Here is a 19,595-nt window from a genome sequence, read left to right as displayed (position 1 = left end):
ACCGCAACAACATTAAGAAAAGCGATAATTTCAGATCGAATCGATCGCAATAGCTTATGCTAGGTCCTGTGGCGGATGTCGAACTGCGTTACCTGCGGGCGATGGCCGTGATCGCCGAGGAAGGAACGTTCGGCCAAGCGGCGGCCCGGCTTGGCTACACCCAGTCGTCGGTGAGCCAGCAGATCGCCGCGCTGGAGAAGGCCGTCGGCGGCCCGGTCTTCGACCGGCCCGGCGGGCCGCGGCCGGTCCGGATCACGCCGCTCGGCGAGGTGGTCCTGGCCCACGGCCGCGATCTGCTGACGAAGGCGGAGGCGCTGACCGACGCCGTCGACCGCTTCCGGGCGGGCAACGGCCGGATCGACATCGGCACCTTTCAGAGCGTGTCGAACCTGATCCTGCCGGTCGTCATCCGCCAACTGCTGGACGAGCATCCCGGCTGCGACATCAGGCTGTCCGACGTGAAACCGGAGGATCCCCGGATCGGCGATCTCGACCTGCTGTTCCACGACGGCCCGGTCGAAGGCGACGTCGAGCACGTCAGGCTTTTCGACGAGCCGTACCTCCTGGTGACGAGCGTGGGCGCGGTCCCCGATGGTCCGGTCGGGGTGAAGCTGCTCGACAACGCTCCGATGGTCGCCTGGCCGCCCACCTACCACCAAAGATGGCTGGAGCGGACGCTCGCCCGCGCCGGCGCGCGGCCACGAGTCGTGTTCCGTACCACGGGCCACGAAACCATCCTGTCGATGGTGCGGGCGGGCATCGGCTGGGCGGTGCTGCCATGGCTTGCCCTGCACGGACACGATGCCTGGTCCGACGACCAGCTCAGCATCCACCGGCTGACGCCGTCGCCCGCCCGCGAGTTGTCCCTGTACTGGCCTGCCGGGCGCACCGAGTCCCCGCTCGCGATCCGGACACGGGAGATCGCCATCGACGTCGCGCGCGATCTCGCCGAGCAGATGTAGCGGTCGGTTACGCGATGCCGCTCAGCGCTTCGTCTCGTACCTGGTCAGGACCACGCCGCCGGGGAACGTCCGCGTCTCCACCAGGTTCAGGTTCACCCAGTTGTCCAGCGCGGTGAAGAACGGCGTGCCGCTACCCAGCAGGACCGGGTAGGTGGCCAGCGTGTACTCGTCGATCAGCCCGGCCCGCATGGCCGCCCCGGCGAGTGTCGCGCCGCCGATGTCCATCGGACCGCCGTCCTCGGCCCTGAGCCGGGTGATCTCGGCGACCGCGTCGCCAGTGACCAGGCGGGTGTTCCAGTCGACCTGGTCGATCGTCGAGGAGAACACCACTTTCGGCATGTCCCGCCAGACGCGCGCGAACTCGATCTCCGCCGGGGTCGCGTTGGGCTGTTGGTCGCCGGTCGGCCAGTAGGAGCTCATCGTCTCCCACAGCTTGCGCCCGTACAGCGACAGGCTGCTCGCCCGCACCTGGTCCAGCCACCACTCGAACAGCTCGTCGCTCGGCCCGCTCCAGCCGATATCGTCGCCGGGCGCGGCGATGTAGCCGTCCAGGGTCAGGTTCATGCCGTAGATCAGTTTCCGCATGGCGCCAGCCTTCCGTCAGTCGGTCTCCGGCGTACAGACCAGCGCGGCGCGCGGAACTCATCGGTCGGTCAGTTCTCGGCCAAGGCGCGTTCGAGTGCGGCTCGGCCTGCCGGTTCCCAAGTCGGTTTGCCACCGGGGAGACCGAGCCTGCCATTGCGTCCGACGCTGATCAGGTGCAGGGCTCGCAGGACGGCCCAGCCACGGGCTCGCGCGATGGTGGCCTCGTCCGCGTCCTTGTAGGTGCCGAAGAACCGGCTTGCCGCGCCCGCGGGCAGCAGGATCCAGGCGGCGGACAGGTCGGTCGCGGGATCGCCTGCGCACATCTCGCCGAAGTCGATCACTCCGGCGAGCGTCCCTTCCCGCACGATCACGTTCGCGGGATGCAGATCCCCGTGCAGCCACGTCGGCGCTTCATGCCACGCGGGCGCCGCGACGGCCTTTTCCCAGATCTCTCGGGCGGCATCAGCGCTCGTGTCGCCGGCTATGACCGCCAACGAACTGGTGAAACCGTCCTGCATGCCGGTCAGCGGAATGCCGCGCGCGGGGTTGGCTGGGGCTTCCGCGGGTGCCTGCTGATGCAGGGCCTTCAGAAAACCCGCGAGGGTCCCGGCCGCGTCAGCGCGGGTGATCGGCGCGTAGTCCGCCGGCTCGCCCTCAACCCAGCGGGTGATCGTCCAGGTGTGCTCGAACAGGGGCGAAGGTTCGCCGACGCGCACCGGGATGGGCGTCGGAAGTGGCAGGCGTTCAGCCAGAACGGGCAGCCACTTCTGCTCGGTGCGCAGCAAGGCCGGGGCACGCTCGGTGCGCGGCAAGCGCACGGCCAGCTCCGTCCCGAGGCGCCACTGCTGGTTGTCCCAGCCACCGGCGACATCTCGGATTTCCAGGTCCGCGAGATCCGGATGCTGTTCGGCCAGCAGCGCTCGTACCAGGTCCTGCTCGAACCTCAACTCGGCCAAGGATGAGCCTCCATTCCGCTGGCGACGACTGCGGCTGGTGCGAAACCAGGTGTCTCGACCATCCTGGCAGTCAGGTTCAGGACGGGACGGTGGGCCATGACAGTTGTCATCATCGGCGCCGGGATCGGCGGGTTGACCTTCGCGCTGCGGCTGCACCACGAAGGCATTGACTGCACGGTCCACGAACAGGGCGAGCAGATCGGCGAGTTGGGTGTCGGGATCAACGCGCTGCCACACGCGGTCAAGGAACTCGACGCGCTGGGGCTGCTTGAGCAGTTGGACGAGGTTGGGATCCGCACCCGGGAACTGTTCTACACGCACCGTCTCGGGCACGAGATCCTGCGCAAGCCGTGCGGGCTGGACGCCGGATTCGCCTTGCCCCAGTTCAGTTTGCACCGGGGCAGGCTGCAGGGCGTGCTCCTGCGCGCGGTGCGTGAACGGCTTGGCGAGGGCGCGGTTCGGACCGGTCACCGGTTGACGGGTTTCGAGCAGGATTCCGGGGGTGTGCTGGCGCGGTTCGTGGACAGGCAGGACAGGGCGTTGGCCCCGGTTCGCGGTGACGTCCTGGTGGCGGCCGACGGCATCCACTCGACCGTGCGGTCCATCCTGTTCCCGGCGGAAGGCCCGCCGCGGTGGAACGGCGTCACGATGTGGCGCGGAGCCACCGAGTGGCCGGAGTTCGGCACCGGAGCTTCGATGATCATCGCCGGCGGGACCGCGGCCAAGCTCGTGGTGTACCCGATCGCGCCCGGACGGACCGCCGGTACCAAGCTCACCAACTGGGCGATCTGTGTCCAGACCGGGCGCGCCGGTGATCCGCCACCGAGCCGCCAGGACTGGTCGCGGCCCGCCGACCCGGCCGAACTGGCTGGGCACGTCGGGCTGTTCCGGATGCCGCCGGTCGACCACGCCGGGCTCGTCGCGGCCACCGAGGAATGCTTCGAGTTCCCGATGTGCGACCGGGACCCGCTGCCGTACTGGTCGGTGGGTCGGGTGACGCTGCTGGGCGACGCCGCCCACCCGATGTATCCGATGGGTTCCAACGGGGCGGGCCAGGCGATCCTCGACGCCACCAGCCTCAGCGGCCACCTCGCGCGGCACGACGACCCCGCCGACGCGTTGCGGGCGTACCAGGAAGACCGGCTGGCGGCCACCGCCGACGTGGTGACACGCAACCGGACCGGCGGGCCCGAGAACGTGATCGACGAGGTCGAACGCCGTGCGCCGCAAGGGTTTTCCCGGATCGAGGACGTGATCGACAGAGCCACGCTCGAAGCCGTGGTCAGCGGTTACGCCCAGGCGTCCGGGTTCTCCCAGCAGCAGGTGAACGATCGCTGAGCTCAGGCGCCCTCGACCGACCCGGGCGGCAGGAAGTCGACGTCATGCAGCGCGGCCAGCCGCACGACCTCCGCCGGGTCCGCCACGTTGTGCAGCTTGTCGAACAACTCGGCGAGCCGCCCGGCCGGACTCACCCAGAACAGTCCACGCGTGATGTCCTCGCTGCGGTTGTAGTAGGCGTGCGGAAGGTTCTTCGGCATTCGCACGGTGTCGCCTGGGCCCGCGGTCTCCCACTGCCCGTCGAGGTAGAGCGTGAACACTCCTTCGAGGACGTAGATGTGCTCGTCCTGGGTCGGATGCACGTGCGGCGGTACACCGGTCCCCGGCGGGTCCATGGTCTCGAACGCGAAGCTCGACTCGCTACTGGCCTTCATGAAGTAGGTGTGCCCGAGCACATTCCACACCCTCTTCCGCATGCCCTCCTTCGCGAGCGTGATCCCTTTCGGCAACGGGCCGAGCATGATTTCCTCGCCGGTCATGACACCTCCAGGCTGTTGATCCACCGCCTACGCACTCTGCGCCACAACGGTCGGGATGTACAACCTTCGTCCGGCCACCATCAATCGATCGGTGGACCGGCTCAGCCGTTCGGCTGGTGCCGCGGCTCAGCCGCCGGACCAGGAGATCGGTTGATCCGCGCCCGGTTCTGTTGCTGAAACCCTCACCGGGGACAACGTCTCGAGGAGGGGGTTCGATGACAGAGCACGGCAAGGTCAGTCGCCGGGGAGTGCTGATCGGCGCGGGTGCGGTGGCAGTCGGCGCGGCCGCTTCGGGAACCGCTGCGGCGTCCCCGTCTACGGGCACGGCGGCGGTGACGATTCGCCCGAACGATCCGCGGTACAGCAGCCTGTTGCGTGGCAACAACTTCAGGTTCGTGGGCCGGCCGGATGAGATTCGGGTCGTCGAGTCGAGCGACCAGGTTGCCCGCGCGGTGTCGGACGCCGTGCGGTCCGGGTGGCGGGTCACGCCCCGCAGCGGCGGGCACTGTTTCGAGAACTTCACGGCGGACCCGGCGGTCCGGATGCTGCTGGACCTCTCGCCGATGAACGCGGTCTGCTACGACCCCGGGATGCGGGCGTTCGCGGTGCAACCGGGGGCGACGCTCGGGCACGTGTACCGAACGTTGTTCCGCGGCTGGGGTGTGACGATCCCCGCGGGTGGCTGTCCGGAAGTGGGAGCTGGCGGCCACATCGCGGGTGGTGGATACGGGCCGTTGTCACGACGGTACGGCTCAGTGGTGGATCACCTGTACGCCGTTGAGGTCGTGGTGGTCGACCGGGATGGCAAGGTACGCGTGGTCGTCGCGACACGCGAACCCAACGACCCGAACCGCGACCTGTGGTGGGCGCACACCGGCGGTGGCGGCGGCAACTTCGGTGTGGTCACCAAATACTGGCTCCGGTCGCCCGACTCCACCGGCACCGACCCGTCCCGGCTGCTGCCGGCCGGACCGCAGGAGATGCGGGAGTGCCTCGTCGTGTGGTCCTGGGACACCATGACCGAGTCGGCGTGCGTCGGTCTGCTGCGCAACTTCGGGACCTGGCTTGAACGCAACAGCGCGCCTGGTTCGCGGTACGCCGGCCTGTATCCGGTCTTCCTGCCGGCGCACCGCAGTGGCGGCAGCTTCGCCATGGTGGTCCAGGCGGACGCGGGAATCCCGAACGTGGACGACCTGATCACCGAGTTGGTGTTCGCGGTGACCGCGGGCGTCGACGTGAAACCGCTCTTCAGCGAACGCCGGACGCTGCCGTGGCTGCACATGGTGACCTGGCCGGGCCTGGGCGAGCCGGGCGACGCGATCACGCGGCGGTACAAGCTCAAGGCCGGCTACCTGCGCCGGTCCCTCACCGACCGCCAGCTCACGGCGATCTACCGGAACCTCACGACTGACGACAAGCTGCCGAACGCCGGCGTGCTCCTCATCGGCTACGGCGGCCAGGTCCGGACCGTGCCCTCGGGAGCCACCGCGACCGCCCAGCGGGACGTGGTGATGAAGGCGGTCTACCAGTCGATCTGGATGGACGAAACGGACGACGAGACCAACCTCCGCTGGGTCCGCAACCTCTACCGCGACGTGTACGCGGACACCGGCGGCGTACCGGTGCCCAACGAGATCAACGACGGGTCGTACATCAACTACCCCGACTCGGACCTGGCCGATCCGGCGTGGAACACCTCGGGCGTGCCGTGGCACACCCTCTACTACAAGGACAACTACCCCCGCCTGCAACAGGTCAAGGCCCGTTGGGACCCGCGCAACGTGTTCCGGCACGCGCTGGCGATCGAGCCGGCGTAGTTCACCCTGGTTTCACCGCCTGCAGGGTGTAGCTCGCCGCGAGGTACTCCGGGTGTTCGGTGAGCCGCCACTCCTCGTGCTCGTCCCGGGTCATGTGGCCGGGAATGGCGTTCCAGGGCACGCTGTCGTGCTCGACGAAGTGAGTGAGCCGCATACCGGTGCCGAGCAGGGCCGTGATGATCTCGCCCAGGCCGTGGTTCCAGCTGTGGCTCAGGCCGACCGTCAGCGGCTGCGGGGTTTCCACGTACGTGCCGGGGTCGTCGAACACCAGCGGTTCCGCGGTCTCGAAGTAGGGGTAGCCGAAGGTGGGCGGGTCGAGTTTCTCGTCGATCGACCACAGCATCGGGTGGCCCTCACGGATGAACAACCGGCCGCCCGGACGCAGCAGCGACGCGACGACCTCAGCCCACCGCGACACCGAAGGCAGCCAGCACAGCGCGCCGATCCCCGTGTAGACCAGGTCGAACTCGGCGGCGCCGAGCACGGACACAGCGTTGTACACATCGGACTCGTGGTAAGTGATGTCGGTGCCCGTCTGTGCCGCGAGGGAACGGGCCTGGACCAACGCCGACGGCGAGAAGTCCAGGCCCGTCATCCGGGCACCGAGACGGGCCAACGACAACGTGTCGGTGCCGATGTGGCACTGCAGGTGTACACCGCGCAGGCCTTTGATGTCCCCGAGCCGGGGCAGGTCGAAGCGGACGACGGCACTCAGGTGCGCGGGGTCGGCCACGAACCGGTCGAACCCGTACTCCCGGGACGCGGCGTGCGCCGTGGCACGCTCGTCCCACATGGTCCTGTTGATCGTCAGATAGTCGTCCACAACGGCCAGAGTAGAGCGACCTGTCACGCCTTGCCGTAGTCGTCGTGGTGGCGCACCCAGGACATGAACGGCTCCTGCGGCCGTCCCTCAGGTGACTTCTCGAACGTCTCCTGCCGGCCGTACGGGGTGAGGTCCAGGTAGTTGTACGTGTTGAGGAGGATGTCCCCGCCGCGTGCGTAGGTCGAGTACGTGTGGAACACGCGGTCACCGTCGCGCACGAACACGCTCACCCCGGGCCCTTCCCCGGACCACCCCGAGTCATCCGGCCGGTAGTTGTACTCGACCGCGCCCTTCGCCGGATCCAGCGTGACGTGGAAGTCGTAGTTGAAGTCGGACTCCGCGGACGAGTACCACGGGAACGTCCACCCCATCCGGTCCCGGAACGCGAGACTTTCGGCCAGCGGGCCGCGGGTGATGATGGCGAGCGAGGTCCGCCGGGCGTGCAGGTGCGCCAGGTGCCCCATGTTGTCCACCAGCAGCGAGCAGCTCGGGCAGCCCTTGCCGAGGTCGAACCGCCACATGAAGTGGTAGACGATCAGCTGTGGGCGGCCTTCGAACAGGTCGAGCAGGGTGGCTTTGCCGTTCGGGCCGTCGAACACGTAGTCCTTGTCCACCTGGACCATCGGCAGCTCACGACGGGCGGCGGACAGTGCGTCCCGCGCGGCGCTGAACTCCTTCTCCTTGGCCAGTAAGGCTTTTCGCGCGGTGAGCCAGGTGTCCTGGCTGACGGCGGTTGGCAGGTTCATCGGTTCTCCATGTGTGCGGTGAGGCGGTCGAACGCGCTGGCCCAACCGCTTTGGACGTTGTCGAACAGCTCCGAGTTGTCGGCCGGCAGGCCGGCCAGGTGGAACGTCATCGCCGTCTTGCCGCCGAGATCGTCGAACGTGACCGTGGCCAGGGCGACCTCGTCGCCGCCCGGCTCGCCCCAGGTGAACACCAACCGCTCCGGCTCGACGACCTCACGGAACTCGCCACCGCTCGGGTAACGCTCGCCGTTGTCGTCCCCGATCATGCAGGCTCGCCACGCACCCCCAGGGCGGACGTCCATGCTGATCGTGTCCAGCGGTGTGGTCGTGCCGACCGGGCCGTACCACTGCGCCATGTGCTCCGGCCGCGTCCACGCCTGGAACACCAGCTCGCGTGGCGCGTCGAAGACGCGGTGGATGGTGAACTCACGGTCAGTCATCGGTGTTGCCCTTCATGATCTCGCGCAGGTGCGCGTCGAGGCGGTCGAAGTTGCCTTCCCAGAACCGCCGGTAGCGCTCGACCCAGCCGGCGACTTCGGCGAGTGGCTCGGCGGCGAGCCGGCACGGCCGCCACTGTGCCTCCCGGCCGCGCGTGATCAGCCCGGCCCGTTCCAGCACCTTCAGGTGTTTGGACACCGCGGGCAGGCTCATCGCGAACGGCTCGGCCAGCTCGGTGACGCCGGCCTCGCCCCTGGCCAGCCGGGCCAGGATGGCCCGTCGGGTCGGGTCGGCCAGCGCCGCGAACGTGACGCTCAACTGATCGACTGTCATGCGTACTGAACCACCTAGTTAATTAACCAACAGGTTCAACATAGCCGTTCGGTCAAGACCCTGCTACAGTTGTTGAAAATTGAACAATCTGGAGCCGTTCATGACCGCCATGCCAGTGCTGTACCTCAGCCACGGCGCGCCGCCGCTGGCCGACGACCCGCTGTGGACCCGCCAACTGGCGGACTGGGCCCGCGACCTGCCGAGGCCGACGGCCATCCTGGTGGTGTCCGCGCACTGGGAGGAGGCCCCGTTCACCGTCGGCGCCACCACCACCCAGCCGCTGGTGTACGACTTCTGGGGCTTCCCCGAGCGGTACTACCAGGTGAAGTACGCCGCCCCTGGCGCACCCGAACTGGCCGAGAAGGTCCGCAAGCTGGTGCGTTCCGCCGAGACACCGGTCAAGGACGACCCAGGTCGAGGCCTGGACCATGGCGCGTACGTGCCGTTGGTCGAGATGTACCCGGACGCCGACATCCCGGTCCTGCAGATCTCCATGCCGACGCTCGACCCGGAGGCGTTGGTACGCCTGGGCCGCAAGCTCGCGCCACTGCGGGACGAAGGCGTGCTGATCATGGGCAGCGGGTTCTTCACCCACAACCTGAGCGAGCTGAGCATGTCGGCGGGCACGGGTGTCACGCCGCCGCGATGGTCGAGCGAGTTCGACGACTGGGGCCGGCGGGTGCTCACCGAGCGGGACTTCGACAGCCTGATCGACTTCTCGCACAAGGCGCCGGCCGTCCGGCTGGCCCATCCCCGCACCGAGCACTTCGCGCCGCTGTTCGTTTCGCTCGGGGCGAGCCTTGACCACAACGAGCACGCCGACACCGTGATCGACGGCTACTGGTACGGCTTGGCGAAACGCTCGGTCCAGTTCACCTGAACGAGGCATTGACCGTCCAACGTGGACAGTGAAGGCTCCGGCCATGAACGCCGTGCTGCACGGCAAGGGCCTGCTCGATCCCCGGACCGGGCTACCCGGCCGCGAACTGCTGATCGACCGCCTCGGCCACGCGCTCGTCCGCGCCCAAACCCACGGCACGCTCGTCACTCTCGTGCTGGTGCGCGGAAACGCCACAATGGCAAGACATCTGCGGGACGCGATGCGCGCCGACCACACCGTGGCCCGTCCTGACGACGACACCATCGCGGTCGTCGCGGAACATCCCTACGGCTCCGGCGCGGCGATCGCCCAACGGGTGGCGCGGATCGCGCGAACCGACACCGGCTGGCACACCAGCGACGGCGGGCACAAGGTGCACGAGATGCTGCTGCGCGCTGAGGATCGCATGAGGTAACGAAGAAACGGGCCCAGGAGCGACGCTGCTCCTGGGCCCGTCCCGGGGACCGACGGATCAGACCGCCGGCAGCTGCGGCGTCCCCTTCGGCATGCTGAGGCCGCCACCTGTCAGGTCGTCCACGCTGGGCATGGTGGTGTCCACGTCACCCACCAGCGGCAGCTTGCTGGGCACGCCGACGCTCTGCATGCCCGGGGTCAGCGGGGTGGAGGTCGGCAGCTGCACCGCGTTCAGGGTCGAAGCCACTTCCGGCACCTGCGGCTTGGGCAGGCCCTGCATGTCCACGCCATCCGTGTTCGGGATGATCTTGTTGGCGATGTCGTTGTAGTCCACCTGGGCGGTCAACGGCATCTTGCTGGGGTTGGGCAGCTCGGCGATCGGCGCCTTGGTGATGTCGCTGGTCTGGACCGGCAGCTGGGGCAGCTGGGGCAGCTTCGATGAATCGACGTTGACCGGCAGGCCAAGCTGGTCGGTGGGCAGGTCGGCGACAGGCAGCGCGTCCCGGCCGAGGTTCGGCAGGTCCGTGGCGTCGGACAGGTTGCCAAGCAAGTTGTGGTCCGGCAGCAGGTCCATCACGCCGGGCAGGCTACCGAGGGCCGGCAGCTGGGGCGTCGGCATCGCGGAGCGGTCGCCGGTGAGGTCGTCAAAGCCGGTCAGCCAGGACGACGAGTCCGGCAGCGCGGGGATGGTTGTCAACTTGCCGAGCAGCGCCGGCACGACCGGCGTGGCCGGCAACGCGGGCAGCGCCGGCACCGCGGCGGACGCCTGGCCCAAGCCGAAGCCGAGCAGGGCGAGCCCCGCGGTCGCGGTCAGGAACATGCTGCGGCGAATGGTCTTGCGCACGTGAATCTCCTTGCGAACGAAGTGGAAGCGGTGGGGACGGGGATGGGGACGGTTCAGCCGAGCTGGGGCAGCGCCTTCAGGACCCCGAGGGTCGGCACCAGGCCGGTCACGGTCTTCATCGTGTCCAAAGAGGACAGGGCGGAGCCGTCGAGCAGCTTGTCCGTGGCCGGCAGCGACCCGTTCTCGGTGAGGCTCGACGGGGTGACGCCGTCGAGGGCGGTGCCGCTCAGCTTCGGCACGACGTTGACGCCGGGCAGCTGGGCGCCCTTCTCCGAGCCGAGCCCGGCGACGTCCACGTTGTCCACGCCCGGGGCCTGGACCGCAGACAGGTCAGCGGACGACGCCGGGGTCGTCGCGCCGAAGGCAGGCAGGCTCGCGCCGGACAGCGCCGGCAGGCCCGCGCCGGACAGCCCGGGCAGGCCCGTTCCAGACAACCCCGGCAGGCCCGTTCCGGACAGCGCCGGCAGGGCCGGAAGGGCAGCGGACGCCTGGCCGAAGCCGAGGCCGAGCAGGGTGACGCCGGCGGCAGCAGCGAGCAGAACGCCACGACGGATGGTCTTAAGCATGTCAAATCTCCTTGGGGAGGGTCGGATGAAACCGGCGGGGACCGGAGAATCGCTCAGCCCGGTTCGGAACCGGGCGGGAGCTTGGTGACGTCAAGGGCCGACAGCACCTGCGTGATATCCAAAGAGGACAACGCAGAACCGTTGATCGGCCCGGCGACGCCGGACGGCGAAGAGTCCGGGAGCTTGATCCCGCCCAGCGGCGCGCCGGGCGGGTTCGAGCGGGACTGCTTCTTGCCGAGCATGCCGCGGACCGGCAGGCTGGGCAGCTTGTTGATCGGCAGGCCACCGCCGCCGATCGGCAGGTCGATCAGGGGAACGGTGTCGTCCACCTTCACGACCGTGGTGTTCGGCGCGTAGGTCATGGCGTGCGCCAGAATCGGGATCGGGATGTCGAAGACCTGCGCGACGGCCGCGACCGGCTCGGCGAACAGGTTGCCCGAGATCGAGCCGTCCTCGCCCGAGGTCCTGCCGTCACCGCCGGCCAGGACCGTGGTCTGGTTCGGCGCGATCCCCATCGCGTTGCCGGAGACCTGCGCGGCCGCCGCCGTTGGCACGTCGACGAGGTTGCCGGAGATCGACCCGTGGTCACCGTTGGTCATGATGTCGCCGCCCGAGTGGACCATGCTGTCGTTGGGACCGGTGGTGTTGTCATCCGTGGAGCTGACGATCCGGGCCACACTCGCGGCCCAACCAGAGGCCTGTGCGGCCGCGGCGTCCGGCACGGACGCGACGTTCCCGCTGACCGTGCCGTACTTCCCGTCAGTGGTGATGGCGCCGCCCGAGGTGGACGACGTGTCACCCGACGCCCACGCGGTCGCCTTGCCCAGCGCGCCGGCTGCCAGGCCGAACACCTGGGACGGCAGTGCGACCGGGACAGCGGCGACGTTGCCGGCGGCGGTGCTCAGCACCTGGACCGGACCGGTCACAGCCGGCGTGACCGCGGTACCGGACAGCACGGACTTGTCGGCGTGCACGATCTGGCCGCCGCCGGCGGTGGCCGACTTGTGTTCCCCGACAAGGGCGACCGCCTCGCCACCCACGGCGGCCGCGGTGCCGAACACCTCGACGGGCAACGCGACAGCGGGATGCACGATCGAGCCGGACGCCACGCTGCTGACCGCGTTGGCGAACGCGTCACCGCCGGCCTTGGTGGTCACGGTGTCCAGCGAGTCGGTCTTGGCGATGCCCAGCGCGCTGCCGAAAACCTCGGCCGGGCCGGTGACCGGGGCGTTCGCGTTCGTCCCGGCCAGCACGGCGTCGTTGCCGCTGGTCAGGGACTGCCCGCCGGCAGTGGCCTTGTCGATGTTCTCGTGGTGGACGTTCGTCAGGCCGCCGCCCGCGATCGAGTTCGCGAACACCTGGGCCGGAACCGCCAGCGGCACCGCGGCGATGGTGCCACCGCCCGTGGACTTGTCACCGTTGGTTGTGGTGCTGCCACCGGCCTTCGTGAGGGTGTCAGTGTCGCCTCCCGCACAGTCGGCGCCGCCGACCAGAGTGGCCGCGTCGCAGGTGCCCTTGGTGACGATGTCGCCACCGGCGATGGTGGTGTTGTCGGAGACGAAGTTTGTGGTCGCATTGCCGAGCGCGGCGACGACGGCGTTGCCGCTCATCCGCACGGGCAGCGCCCAGTCCAGCTCGACCACGTCGCCGGCCAGCACGGCGCCCGACCCGTTCGTCCACACTGGACGGTAGACGGTGTCGTTCTCGCTAGAGGTCGCGTCCACGTGCGCGTCACCACCCGCGGCGATCGCGTTGCCCGCGATCTCGATCGGAACCTTGTTGCCGCGGAACAGGTCGTTCGCGGCGTTGAGACGAGGCTGGGTGACACCGGACCGCGGCAGCCTCGCCGCCACGTTCTTCGCCTTGCCGGCGACGCCCTTGGCCTTGGCCAGCGAGCCACTGCCGAGGGACGTCGCCTTGCCGGCGGGCAGCTTCATGGTCAGCTCGTCGGCGCTGACCTTGATGTCACGGTGGACGTGCGGCGTGTTCAGCTGGCCGAGCGGGGTGCCGATCGCGTTGTCGTGGATCCGCACCGGAATCTTGATCCGCGGGTCGAGCGGCGACGCCGGTCGATCCGGGTTCACGTTCTCTTCGGCAGAAGCGATGCCGGTACCGAGCATCAGCAAACCACCGGTGACCAGCGCGGTCTGTAGACCGCACCGCGCCAAGGTTTGCATGCGCCGTGTTCTCCTTTCGTTGTGCGGTGGCACGGAGGGTGGTCGCACGTGAGTACGTCGGGGCAAGCGACCAACCCAGGTCTGTGGGGGTGGTGCGCGCGCCAGCAGGACACACAGGCCTGCTGCGCGGAGCCGTCAAAGGGCTACCGCTGGCCGCGCGTGCTTGGTTTCAGTCAGGAGTGACGCCGGGCTGCTCGCCCATGGCGGTGGCGACGTGCTGCGTGATCATCCGCAGCGCGCGCGAAGTGGCGGACCCGGTGTTCGCGGTCGGCCAGGTGTGCGACACGGGCAGGCTGCGGTCGTCGTTCGAGCCGTGCCCGCAGGAGGAGCAGGCACCGGACGGCGCAGTCGGGGGAGCCAGTGGCGCGGGGAGTGGGGGGAGGGCGGGGAGTGCCGGCGACTCGTCATCCCGCGGCGGGGCACGCCGGGACGACTCGGTCGCGAGCTGGCGGCCGGTGTCACGCGCGGCCGCACGGTCGTGGCTTGCCTGAGCCGACTCAGTGTTCGACTCGGTGGCGAGCGAGTGCGCGGACGGCGTTGTCTCGTGGTCGCCGGAGAGGAGCAGTCGAGGCTTCGACAAGATCGGCTCGTCAACGCCCGTGGGCAGCGACAACTGGGTCACGACCTGCTGGCCAACCCGGTCGAACGCGCCCTGCACACCCTTGCCGAACTCGGTCAGCTCCTTCGTCGGAGCGTGCGGTGCGGCGACGTCGGTCACGATGTGCTCGACGAACTGGGGCGTGTTGCCGGGCGCGGTCAACGTGTCGACCACGGGCTGGACGACCTGAGGTACTTCGATGGTCTGCGGTACCGCGGTGTCCGCGGAGGCGCTGGACATCGACATCAGCCATGCGGCCGCGGTCCCGGCGACGGCTCCGCCGAGGACGATCCCGGCGCGGACAAGGAACCGCCGCATGCGCGCGCCCCTCGCTGTCCGTGCCGTGTCCACGTTGGAGTCCCTGTCTGCCGTGTCTCGGTTGGTAGGTCACCGGGGTCTCGGTTCGGTCACGGAGCCCGGTGCGGACGCAACACTCTCAGACCGGATCGGCTTGGCGCACCTTCAACACGACCAGTCCCCCCGATCGTGTGACGAACACGCTGTGTTCTCAACGAACACCGTGGGTAATCAGTCCCGCTTGAGCAGCCTGGTCGCGCTCGCCGCCACGGTCGTGGCGAGAATCCAGCCCGCCGCGATGAGCACGTCCGAAATCCACTGCGACGCACCGACCATCCGCCACATGTTGTCCTGGCCAAGATCGATGATCGGCAACAGCAGATCCATCGCCAGCAGCGGCGGATTCCACACCGGGTTCTGGTCATTGTCCAATTTGGACATCACGTTGAAGGTGAACCACAGCGTGCCGGCCAGCCAGAACACCCCGAGCCACACCATGGCCAGCCACGGCCGGTAGCCGTAGCCGACGGTGTACTCCTGCAGCTTCCCCCACAGCCGCCCGGCGAGGCTGAGCTCCGTGTGCCGCCTTCGTTGCTTCTCGAGCAGCACCTTCTCGGCGAGCTGCTCCTCGCCCGCGTTGCGGTACACAGCGACCAAATGGTCGTACGGGCCAGGTGCGAAGTCCGGCTGCACGTTCCGCAGCCACCGCAGCCGGTCCTTGACCGTGCCGCCGTCCTCGACGGACTCATAGACGAAGTCGGCCACGTCCAGCCCGCCGACGGCGCTCCACAGGCCGGGCCCGTCAGACAGCACCCGGACATGGGCCTTCTCCAGCCGGACGGAACCCTGGGGCGGGGCGGTGGCCGGGAACTTGAGCATCAGCCTGTGCGCCACCAGGCCGTATCCGTCGAACGCCATGCTGTCCGGTTCGCCGTCGCCGAGCGAGGCGTACGACAGGTGGACCGTGTGCCGGATCTCGGCGAGCCGGGTGCTCACGCCACCGGTGGCCACCACTTGCCTGCTGCACAACAGGTTGTGGCCGACCGTCGCGAACTGCAGGTCCAGTGACGGCTTGCGGGTGCCGTCGGCGCGCTTGCGCGGCTCGGTGAACGTCGCCCCTGTGCAGTCCAGCGACGCGCCGATCCGCGTGTCCTGCAACCGGATGCACCCGGTGGCCGTGACCTCCTCCAGGTAGAGGGTCTCGCCGACCACGAGCCGGTCGGCGAACAGCGCGTCATGGCCGGCGCAGTGGAACTGTGCCCCGGAGAGGCTGACCGTGCCGTCCACCTTGGCGCCGGGAAACCTGACCTGACCGTACGCGACCAGCGGTTTCTGGGTGGGCCGCCCGGCGATCCGGCCGGACCGGGCGTCCAGGCCGCCACCGAGCTCGATGCCGTCCGCGAGCAACGCGATCGGCGCGCGTTGCTCATCCGGATGCTCGACCGCGTTCCGGTCGCCGACCGTCGCACCGGCCAGCCGCAGCCAGCCGCCGATCCGTGCGTCCGCCATGTACACCGGCCCGAGCGCGGTGAACCCCTTGTCCAGCACGAGACTGCCGTCGACCTTGATCCGGTCGCAGTCCAGCGACGTGTCACCGGGCGCGCTCAACTGGGCGCCGGTGAACACGGCGTCGCCGCGGACGTGCGCGCCCACCAACGTCACGCGGCCGTTCGACGTGAACCGCCCGCCCACGGCGTTGGCCAGGAAGTTGCCGCCGATCACCATCCCGACGCCGTTCAGCGTCTCCCCGTCCGGGTTGCTCAGGTGCGCGCCGGACAGCTGGAACGAGCCGCCGATGTCCGAGCCGACGAGCCGCATCTTGCCGGTCGTCCGGAGTACCACGGCTTGCATGGAACCGCTGACCTGCAGCCGCGCCGCCCGCATCGCGTCGGTGCCCTCGCCGTTGAGCACCGCGCCGGACATCCGCAACGACCCGCCGATCTTGGCGTCGGTCAGGTCGAGCGTGCCCCGGCACGTGAACCGCGGCTCCAGAATCAGGTCGCTCTCCACATGCAGGTTGCGCGCGAGCATCCCGGGAACGCGGCAGACGTGCATCCGCAGTCCGACGAGGTTGGCCATCCGCAGGTCCGGTGTCCGCTCGAACACGCAGTCACGCAGGTCGATCACCTGCCGGACCACGCGGCCCTCCAGGTTCATCGCGCCGGTGATCCGCGCGCCAGACAGCCGGAGCGCGGCACTGCCGTTGGCATCGGACAACAAGCCGGTCAGCACCTCGCCACGGATGGGCTCGCCGCCGGCATCGATCCACTCACCGCGCTGGAACGCCTCGCCGACCTTACGTTCCATGTCAGACAGCTGGTCGGAGGCCACACCAAGATTCTTTACCGGCGGGCCGCCTGATGGTGGCCCATTTTGTCCGCTCGTACCGATAACGTGACTTCCGTGCCGAGTGATCAGAGAAAACGTCCGTTGGCCCCGCTGGAAGTGACCAACGTCGTGCCGCGCGGGCTGCGGGTGTCGGCCGCGCTGGCCTGGCGGTTCGTGGTCGTGATCGCCGCGCTGTACGCACTGATCTGGCTCGCGGGCTACTTCGAGACCGTGCTCGTCCCGGTCGCCATCGCTTTACTGCTTTCGGCGTTGATGGCACCCGGTGTGGAGAAGCTGGTCGAGTTGAAGGTGCCCCGCGGGCTGTCCACGGCGATCGTGCTCGTGGCCGGGCTCGCCCTGCTCGGCGGCGTGCTGACGTTCGTGATCTCGGAGTTCGTCAACGGCCTGCCGCAGCTGCAGACGCAGGTCTCCAACTCGCTCGACACGATCAGCAAGTGGCTGGTGAACGGCCCGCTGCACCTGAGCACGGACCAGATCCGGGGCTTCATCACCAGCATCATCGACTCGATCAAGACGAACCAGGCGGCGATCACGTCCGGCGCGCTCACCACCGCGGCCAACATCGGCGAGTTGCTGGCCGCGTTCGTGCTGACCCTGTTCGTCCTGATCTTCTTCCTGCTCGACGGCGCCCGGATCTGGCGGTTCCTGGTGCGGGGCGTGCCCGCGCCGGTCCGCGACCGGGTGGACGTCGCCGGCCGGCGCGGCTTCGCGTCGCTGGTCAGCTACGTGCGGGCGACTGCGGCGGTCGCCGTGGTCGACGCGGTGGGCATCGGGATCGGCCTGTGGATCGTGGGCGTTCCACTGGTCGTGCCCCTGGCCGCCCTGGTGTTCCTCGGGGCGTTCATCCCGATCGTCGGCGCCCTGATCGCGGGCACGGTCGCCGTGCTGGTCGCGCTCGTCGCGAACAGTTTCGTGTCAGCGCTGATCGTGCTGGGGATCGTGACCGCGGTGATGCAGCTCGAAGGACACGTACTGCAGCCGTGGCTGCTCGGGCGCGCGGTCCGGTTGCATCCGCTGGCGGTCGTGCTGGCGATCACAGTGGGCTTGGTCGCCGGCGGGATTCCGGGCGCGTTGCTCGCGGTGCCCTTGCTGGCCGTGCTGAACGCGGGTATTCGTTCGCTCATGCACGACCACGACACCGACCCGGACTCGGTCGACGTCCTCGACGATGATGGGTCCCGGCCCGGCACCGTCCAGGATCCCGGCAGTGCGCACAGCTGACGCCATCAAGCCGCTCTGGACGAGCGCCGCGATCCTGCGGGTGGTGACGTTCTTCTTCGCCGTCGCCGCCGTCGTGGTGCACAGGCACGAGTACGCCAGGCTGTGGTTGGCGTGGACGGCCCTCGGTGTGATGGCGTTGTGGACCGTCTTCACGGTGATCGCGTATCTCCGCCGGGCGGGCCGCCGGGCGTGGGTGGTGTGGTCGGACGTGGTGGTGACGTCCGTCCTGCTGTACACCTCGGTGTGGATCCTGTCGCACCAGCAGATGGTCGACATCGACCCGTTGATCACGACGGTCTGGGCAAGTGTTCCGCCGATCGCGGTCGCTGTGCTGAGCGGTCAGATCGCGGGAGTTACCGCAGGTCTGGTGGTCGCGCTGGCGACGGGCTTCGCGCGCGGCGCGTTCACGACGGACGTGGTCCGGGACGCCGTTTTACTCATGGGCAGCGGTTTTGTCGTTGGGCTCGCGGCCGTCACCGCGCGTCGCTCGCAGGAGCGCATGGCCCGCGCGTTACGTGCTGAGGCCGCGACCGCTGAACGGGAACGGCTCGCCCGCAGCATCCATGACAGTGTCTTGCAGGTCCTTGCGCGCGTCCGTAAGCGTGGCAACGAACTCGGTGGTGAAGCGGCGGAACTGGCCGAACTCGCCGGTGAGCAGGAGGAGGCCCTGCGCGCGTTGGTCGCGGCGGCGCCACCGGAGACGGCCGCCGACGGCACGGCCGACCTGCGGCCACGGCTACAGGTGATGGCGACCGCGTCCGTACAGGTGTCGGTTCCGGCGACGGCCGTGCAGCTGCCGGAGGCAGCGGTGACCGAACTCACCGCGTTGGTTTCCGAGGCGTTGCTGAACGTCGCCCGGCACGCCGGCGACGGAGCGCACGCCTGGGTTCTGCTGGAGGACCTGGGCGATGAGGTGGTGGTCAGCGTGCGGGACGACGGCGCCGGCATCCCGGCCGGCCGGCTCGAGCAGGCGGCGTCGGCCGGCCGGATGAGTGTGGCCCGGTCCATCCGTGGCCGCGTGGCCGATCTGGGTGGCACGATCATCCTCGAAAGCGAGCCCGGGGCCGGCACCGAGTGGGAGGTCCGGGTGCCCAGGGAGCCCAAGCGAGGTAAGCGATGACCGGGAGAACGATCTCCGTGATGGTCGTCGACGACCACCCGATGTGGCGCGACGGCGTCGCCCGTGACCTGACCGAGCGCGGCTTCGACGTCCGGGCGACCGCCGGAGACGCACACGCGGCCGTCCGGATCGCGCGCACTGTCGTGCCGGACGTGGTGCTGATGGACCTGAACCTGGGCACGGCCTCCGGGGTGGACGCGACCAGGACGATCGTGCGGGACCTGCCCGGCACGCGCGTACTCGTGTTGTCGGCGAGCGGGGCGCACAGTGACGTGCTCGAAGCCGTGAAGGCAGGGGCCTCGGGTTATCTGGTGAAGTCCGCGTCCGCGGAGGAGCTCGTGGACGCGGTGAACCGGACCGCCCAGGGCGACGCGGTGTTCACCGCCGGCCTGGCCGGCCTGGTGCTGGGGGAGTACCGGCGGATGGCCGCCGCGCCCGAGGAGGACCAGGCGCCGAAGCTCACCGACCGGGAGACCGAGGTGCTTCGCCTGGTGGCCAAAGGACTCAGCGCCCGGCAGATCGCGGACCGGCTCGTGCTCTCGCACCGGACGGTGGAGAACCACGTCCAGTCCACGCTGCGGAAACTGCAGCTGCACAACCGGGTCGAGCTCGCCCGATACGCCATAGAGCACGGACTCGACGAGGATTAGCG

At 69.0% G+C, this 19,595-nt stretch carries 20 protein-coding genes; 8 read left to right on the top strand and 12 right to left on the bottom strand.

What is annotated here, in order from left to right; translation table 11 throughout:
• Nucleotides 1-68 precede the first annotated feature (68 nt).
• Nucleotides 69-962 carry a LysR family transcriptional regulator gene (locus EV192_RS02430; protein ID WP_132110639.1) on the top strand — a complete coding sequence of 298 codons (894 nt, stop codon included), beginning with the start codon at nt 69-71 and terminating at the stop codon, nt 960-962.
• A gap of 21 nt (nt 963-983) precedes the next feature.
• Here EV192_RS02430 and EV192_RS02425 read toward each other — a convergent pair whose 3' ends face one another.
• Together EV192_RS02425 and EV192_RS02420 are read right to left on the bottom strand one after the other, a co-directional pair.
• Complete coding sequence (locus EV192_RS02425; protein WP_132110637.1) at nt 984-1,547, bottom strand: dihydrofolate reductase family protein; 564 nt, start codon at nt 1,545-1,547, stop codon at nt 984-986.
• 68 nt (nt 1,548-1,615) lie between these two features.
• A complete protein-coding gene (locus EV192_RS02420; protein ID WP_132110635.1) occupies nt 1,616-2,503 on the bottom strand; it encodes an aminoglycoside phosphotransferase family protein in 888 nt (295 codons plus the stop codon).
• Nucleotides 2,504-2,599: 96 nt separating this feature from the next.
• Between EV192_RS02420 and EV192_RS02415 the strand changes: the two genes are divergently transcribed.
• On the top strand, nt 2,600-3,841 hold the full coding sequence (locus EV192_RS02415) for a flavin-dependent oxidoreductase (RefSeq protein WP_132110633.1): 1,242 nt from the start codon (nt 2,600-2,602) through the stop codon (nt 3,839-3,841).
• Between the two features lie 2 nt (nt 3,842-3,843).
• Here the strand turns inward: EV192_RS02415 and EV192_RS02410 are convergent, their stop codons facing one another.
• Nucleotides 3,844-4,320, bottom strand: coding sequence for a cupin domain-containing protein (locus EV192_RS02410; RefSeq protein WP_132110631.1), 477 nt, complete (start codon nt 4,318-4,320; stop codon nt 3,844-3,846).
• 215 nt (nt 4,321-4,535) lie between these two features.
• On the opposite strand from EV192_RS02410, the gene EV192_RS02405 reads away from it, so the two are divergent.
• Nucleotides 4,536-6,137 carry an FAD-binding oxidoreductase gene (locus EV192_RS02405; RefSeq protein WP_132110629.1) on the top strand — a complete coding sequence of 534 codons (1,602 nt, stop codon included), beginning with the start codon at nt 4,536-4,538 and terminating at the stop codon, nt 6,135-6,137.
• A 1-nt stretch (nt 6,138) separates the two neighbouring features.
• Here EV192_RS02405 and EV192_RS02400 read toward each other — a convergent pair whose 3' ends face one another.
• Genes EV192_RS02400 through EV192_RS02385 form a run of 4 tightly spaced genes read right to left on the bottom strand, consistent with a single transcriptional unit; the run spans nt 6,139 to nt 8,477 of the window.
• The gene (locus EV192_RS02400) at nt 6,139-6,960 is read right to left on the bottom strand and encodes a class I SAM-dependent methyltransferase (protein WP_132110627.1); all 822 of its coding nucleotides are present in this window, start codon (nt 6,958-6,960) and stop codon (nt 6,139-6,141) included.
• 23 nt (nt 6,961-6,983) lie between these two features.
• On the bottom strand, nt 6,984-7,706 hold the full coding sequence (locus EV192_RS02395; protein WP_132110625.1) for a DUF899 domain-containing protein: 723 nt from the start codon (nt 7,704-7,706) through the stop codon (nt 6,984-6,986).
• Complete coding sequence (locus tag EV192_RS02390) at nt 7,703-8,146, bottom strand: SRPBCC family protein (protein WP_132110623.1); 444 nt, start codon at nt 8,144-8,146, stop codon at nt 7,703-7,705. Before EV192_RS02390 ends, EV192_RS02395 begins: the two co-directional genes overlap by 4 nt.
• Nucleotides 8,139-8,477, bottom strand: a complete 339-nt coding sequence (locus EV192_RS02385) for an ArsR/SmtB family transcription factor (RefSeq protein ID WP_132110621.1) — start codon at nt 8,475-8,477, stop codon at nt 8,139-8,141. Before EV192_RS02385 ends, EV192_RS02390 begins: the two co-directional genes overlap by 8 nt.
• A 100-nt stretch (nt 8,478-8,577) precedes the next feature.
• Here EV192_RS02385 and EV192_RS02380 point away from each other — a divergent pair, with 100 nt between their 5' ends.
• A complete protein-coding gene (locus EV192_RS02380) occupies nt 8,578-9,357 on the top strand; it encodes a dioxygenase family protein (RefSeq protein WP_132110619.1) in 780 nt (259 codons plus the stop codon).
• Nucleotides 9,358-9,400: 43 nt separating this feature from the next.
• A complete protein-coding gene (locus tag EV192_RS02375) occupies nt 9,401-9,772 on the top strand; it encodes a nucleotidyl cyclase domain-containing protein (RefSeq protein ID WP_132110617.1) in 372 nt (123 codons plus the stop codon).
• Nucleotides 9,773-9,829: 57 nt separating this feature from the next.
• Here EV192_RS02375 and EV192_RS02370 read toward each other — a convergent pair whose 3' ends face one another.
• From EV192_RS02370 to EV192_RS02350, 5 genes are all read right to left on the bottom strand, one after another.
• Nucleotides 9,830-10,615, bottom strand: coding sequence for a hypothetical protein (locus EV192_RS02370; protein WP_132110615.1), 786 nt, complete (start codon nt 10,613-10,615; stop codon nt 9,830-9,832).
• 53 nt (nt 10,616-10,668) lie between these two features.
• Nucleotides 10,669-11,181 (bottom strand): hypothetical protein, encoded by a 513-nt coding sequence (locus tag EV192_RS02365; RefSeq protein WP_132110613.1) that lies wholly within the window; start codon nt 11,179-11,181, stop codon nt 10,669-10,671.
• A 53-nt stretch (nt 11,182-11,234) separates the two neighbouring features.
• Nucleotides 11,235-13,358, bottom strand: coding sequence for an autotransporter outer membrane beta-barrel domain-containing protein (locus tag EV192_RS02360; RefSeq protein ID WP_132110611.1), 2,124 nt, complete (start codon nt 13,356-13,358; stop codon nt 11,235-11,237).
• A gap of 169 nt (nt 13,359-13,527) precedes the next feature.
• On the bottom strand, nt 13,528-14,274 hold the full coding sequence (locus EV192_RS02355) for a hypothetical protein (RefSeq protein WP_132110609.1): 747 nt from the start codon (nt 14,272-14,274) through the stop codon (nt 13,528-13,530).
• Nucleotides 14,275-14,484: 210 nt separating this feature from the next.
• The gene (locus EV192_RS02350; protein WP_132110607.1) at nt 14,485-16,560 is read right to left on the bottom strand and encodes a translocation/assembly module TamB domain-containing protein; all 2,076 of its coding nucleotides are present in this window, start codon (nt 16,558-16,560) and stop codon (nt 14,485-14,487) included.
• Between the two features lie 96 nt (nt 16,561-16,656).
• On the opposite strand from EV192_RS02350, the gene EV192_RS02345 reads away from it, so the two are divergent.
• Genes EV192_RS02345 through EV192_RS02335 form a run of 3 tightly spaced genes read left to right on the top strand, consistent with a single transcriptional unit; the run spans nt 16,657 to nt 19,593 of the window.
• Nucleotides 16,657-17,823, top strand: coding sequence for an AI-2E family transporter (locus EV192_RS02345; protein WP_132110605.1), 1,167 nt, complete (start codon nt 16,657-16,659; stop codon nt 17,821-17,823).
• Nucleotides 17,774-18,943 (top strand): MacS family sensor histidine kinase, encoded by a 1,170-nt coding sequence (macS, locus tag EV192_RS02340; RefSeq protein WP_132112881.1) that lies wholly within the window; start codon nt 17,774-17,776, stop codon nt 18,941-18,943. The genes EV192_RS02345 and macS overlap by 50 nt, the downstream gene beginning before the upstream one ends.
• Nucleotides 18,940-19,593 (top strand): response regulator, encoded by a 654-nt coding sequence (locus EV192_RS02335; protein ID WP_132110603.1) that lies wholly within the window; start codon nt 18,940-18,942, stop codon nt 19,591-19,593. The genes macS and EV192_RS02335 overlap by 4 nt, the downstream gene beginning before the upstream one ends.
• Nucleotides 19,594-19,595 lie beyond the last annotated feature (2 nt).

Source organism: Actinocrispum wychmicini (genome assembly GCF_004345645.1).
Classification (GTDB): Bacteria; Actinomycetota; Actinomycetes; order Mycobacteriales; family Pseudonocardiaceae; genus Kibdelosporangium; species Kibdelosporangium wychmicini.
The sequence above is the reverse complement of the archived record's forward strand: the minus strand, read 5'-3'. Positions and strand labels throughout refer to the sequence as shown.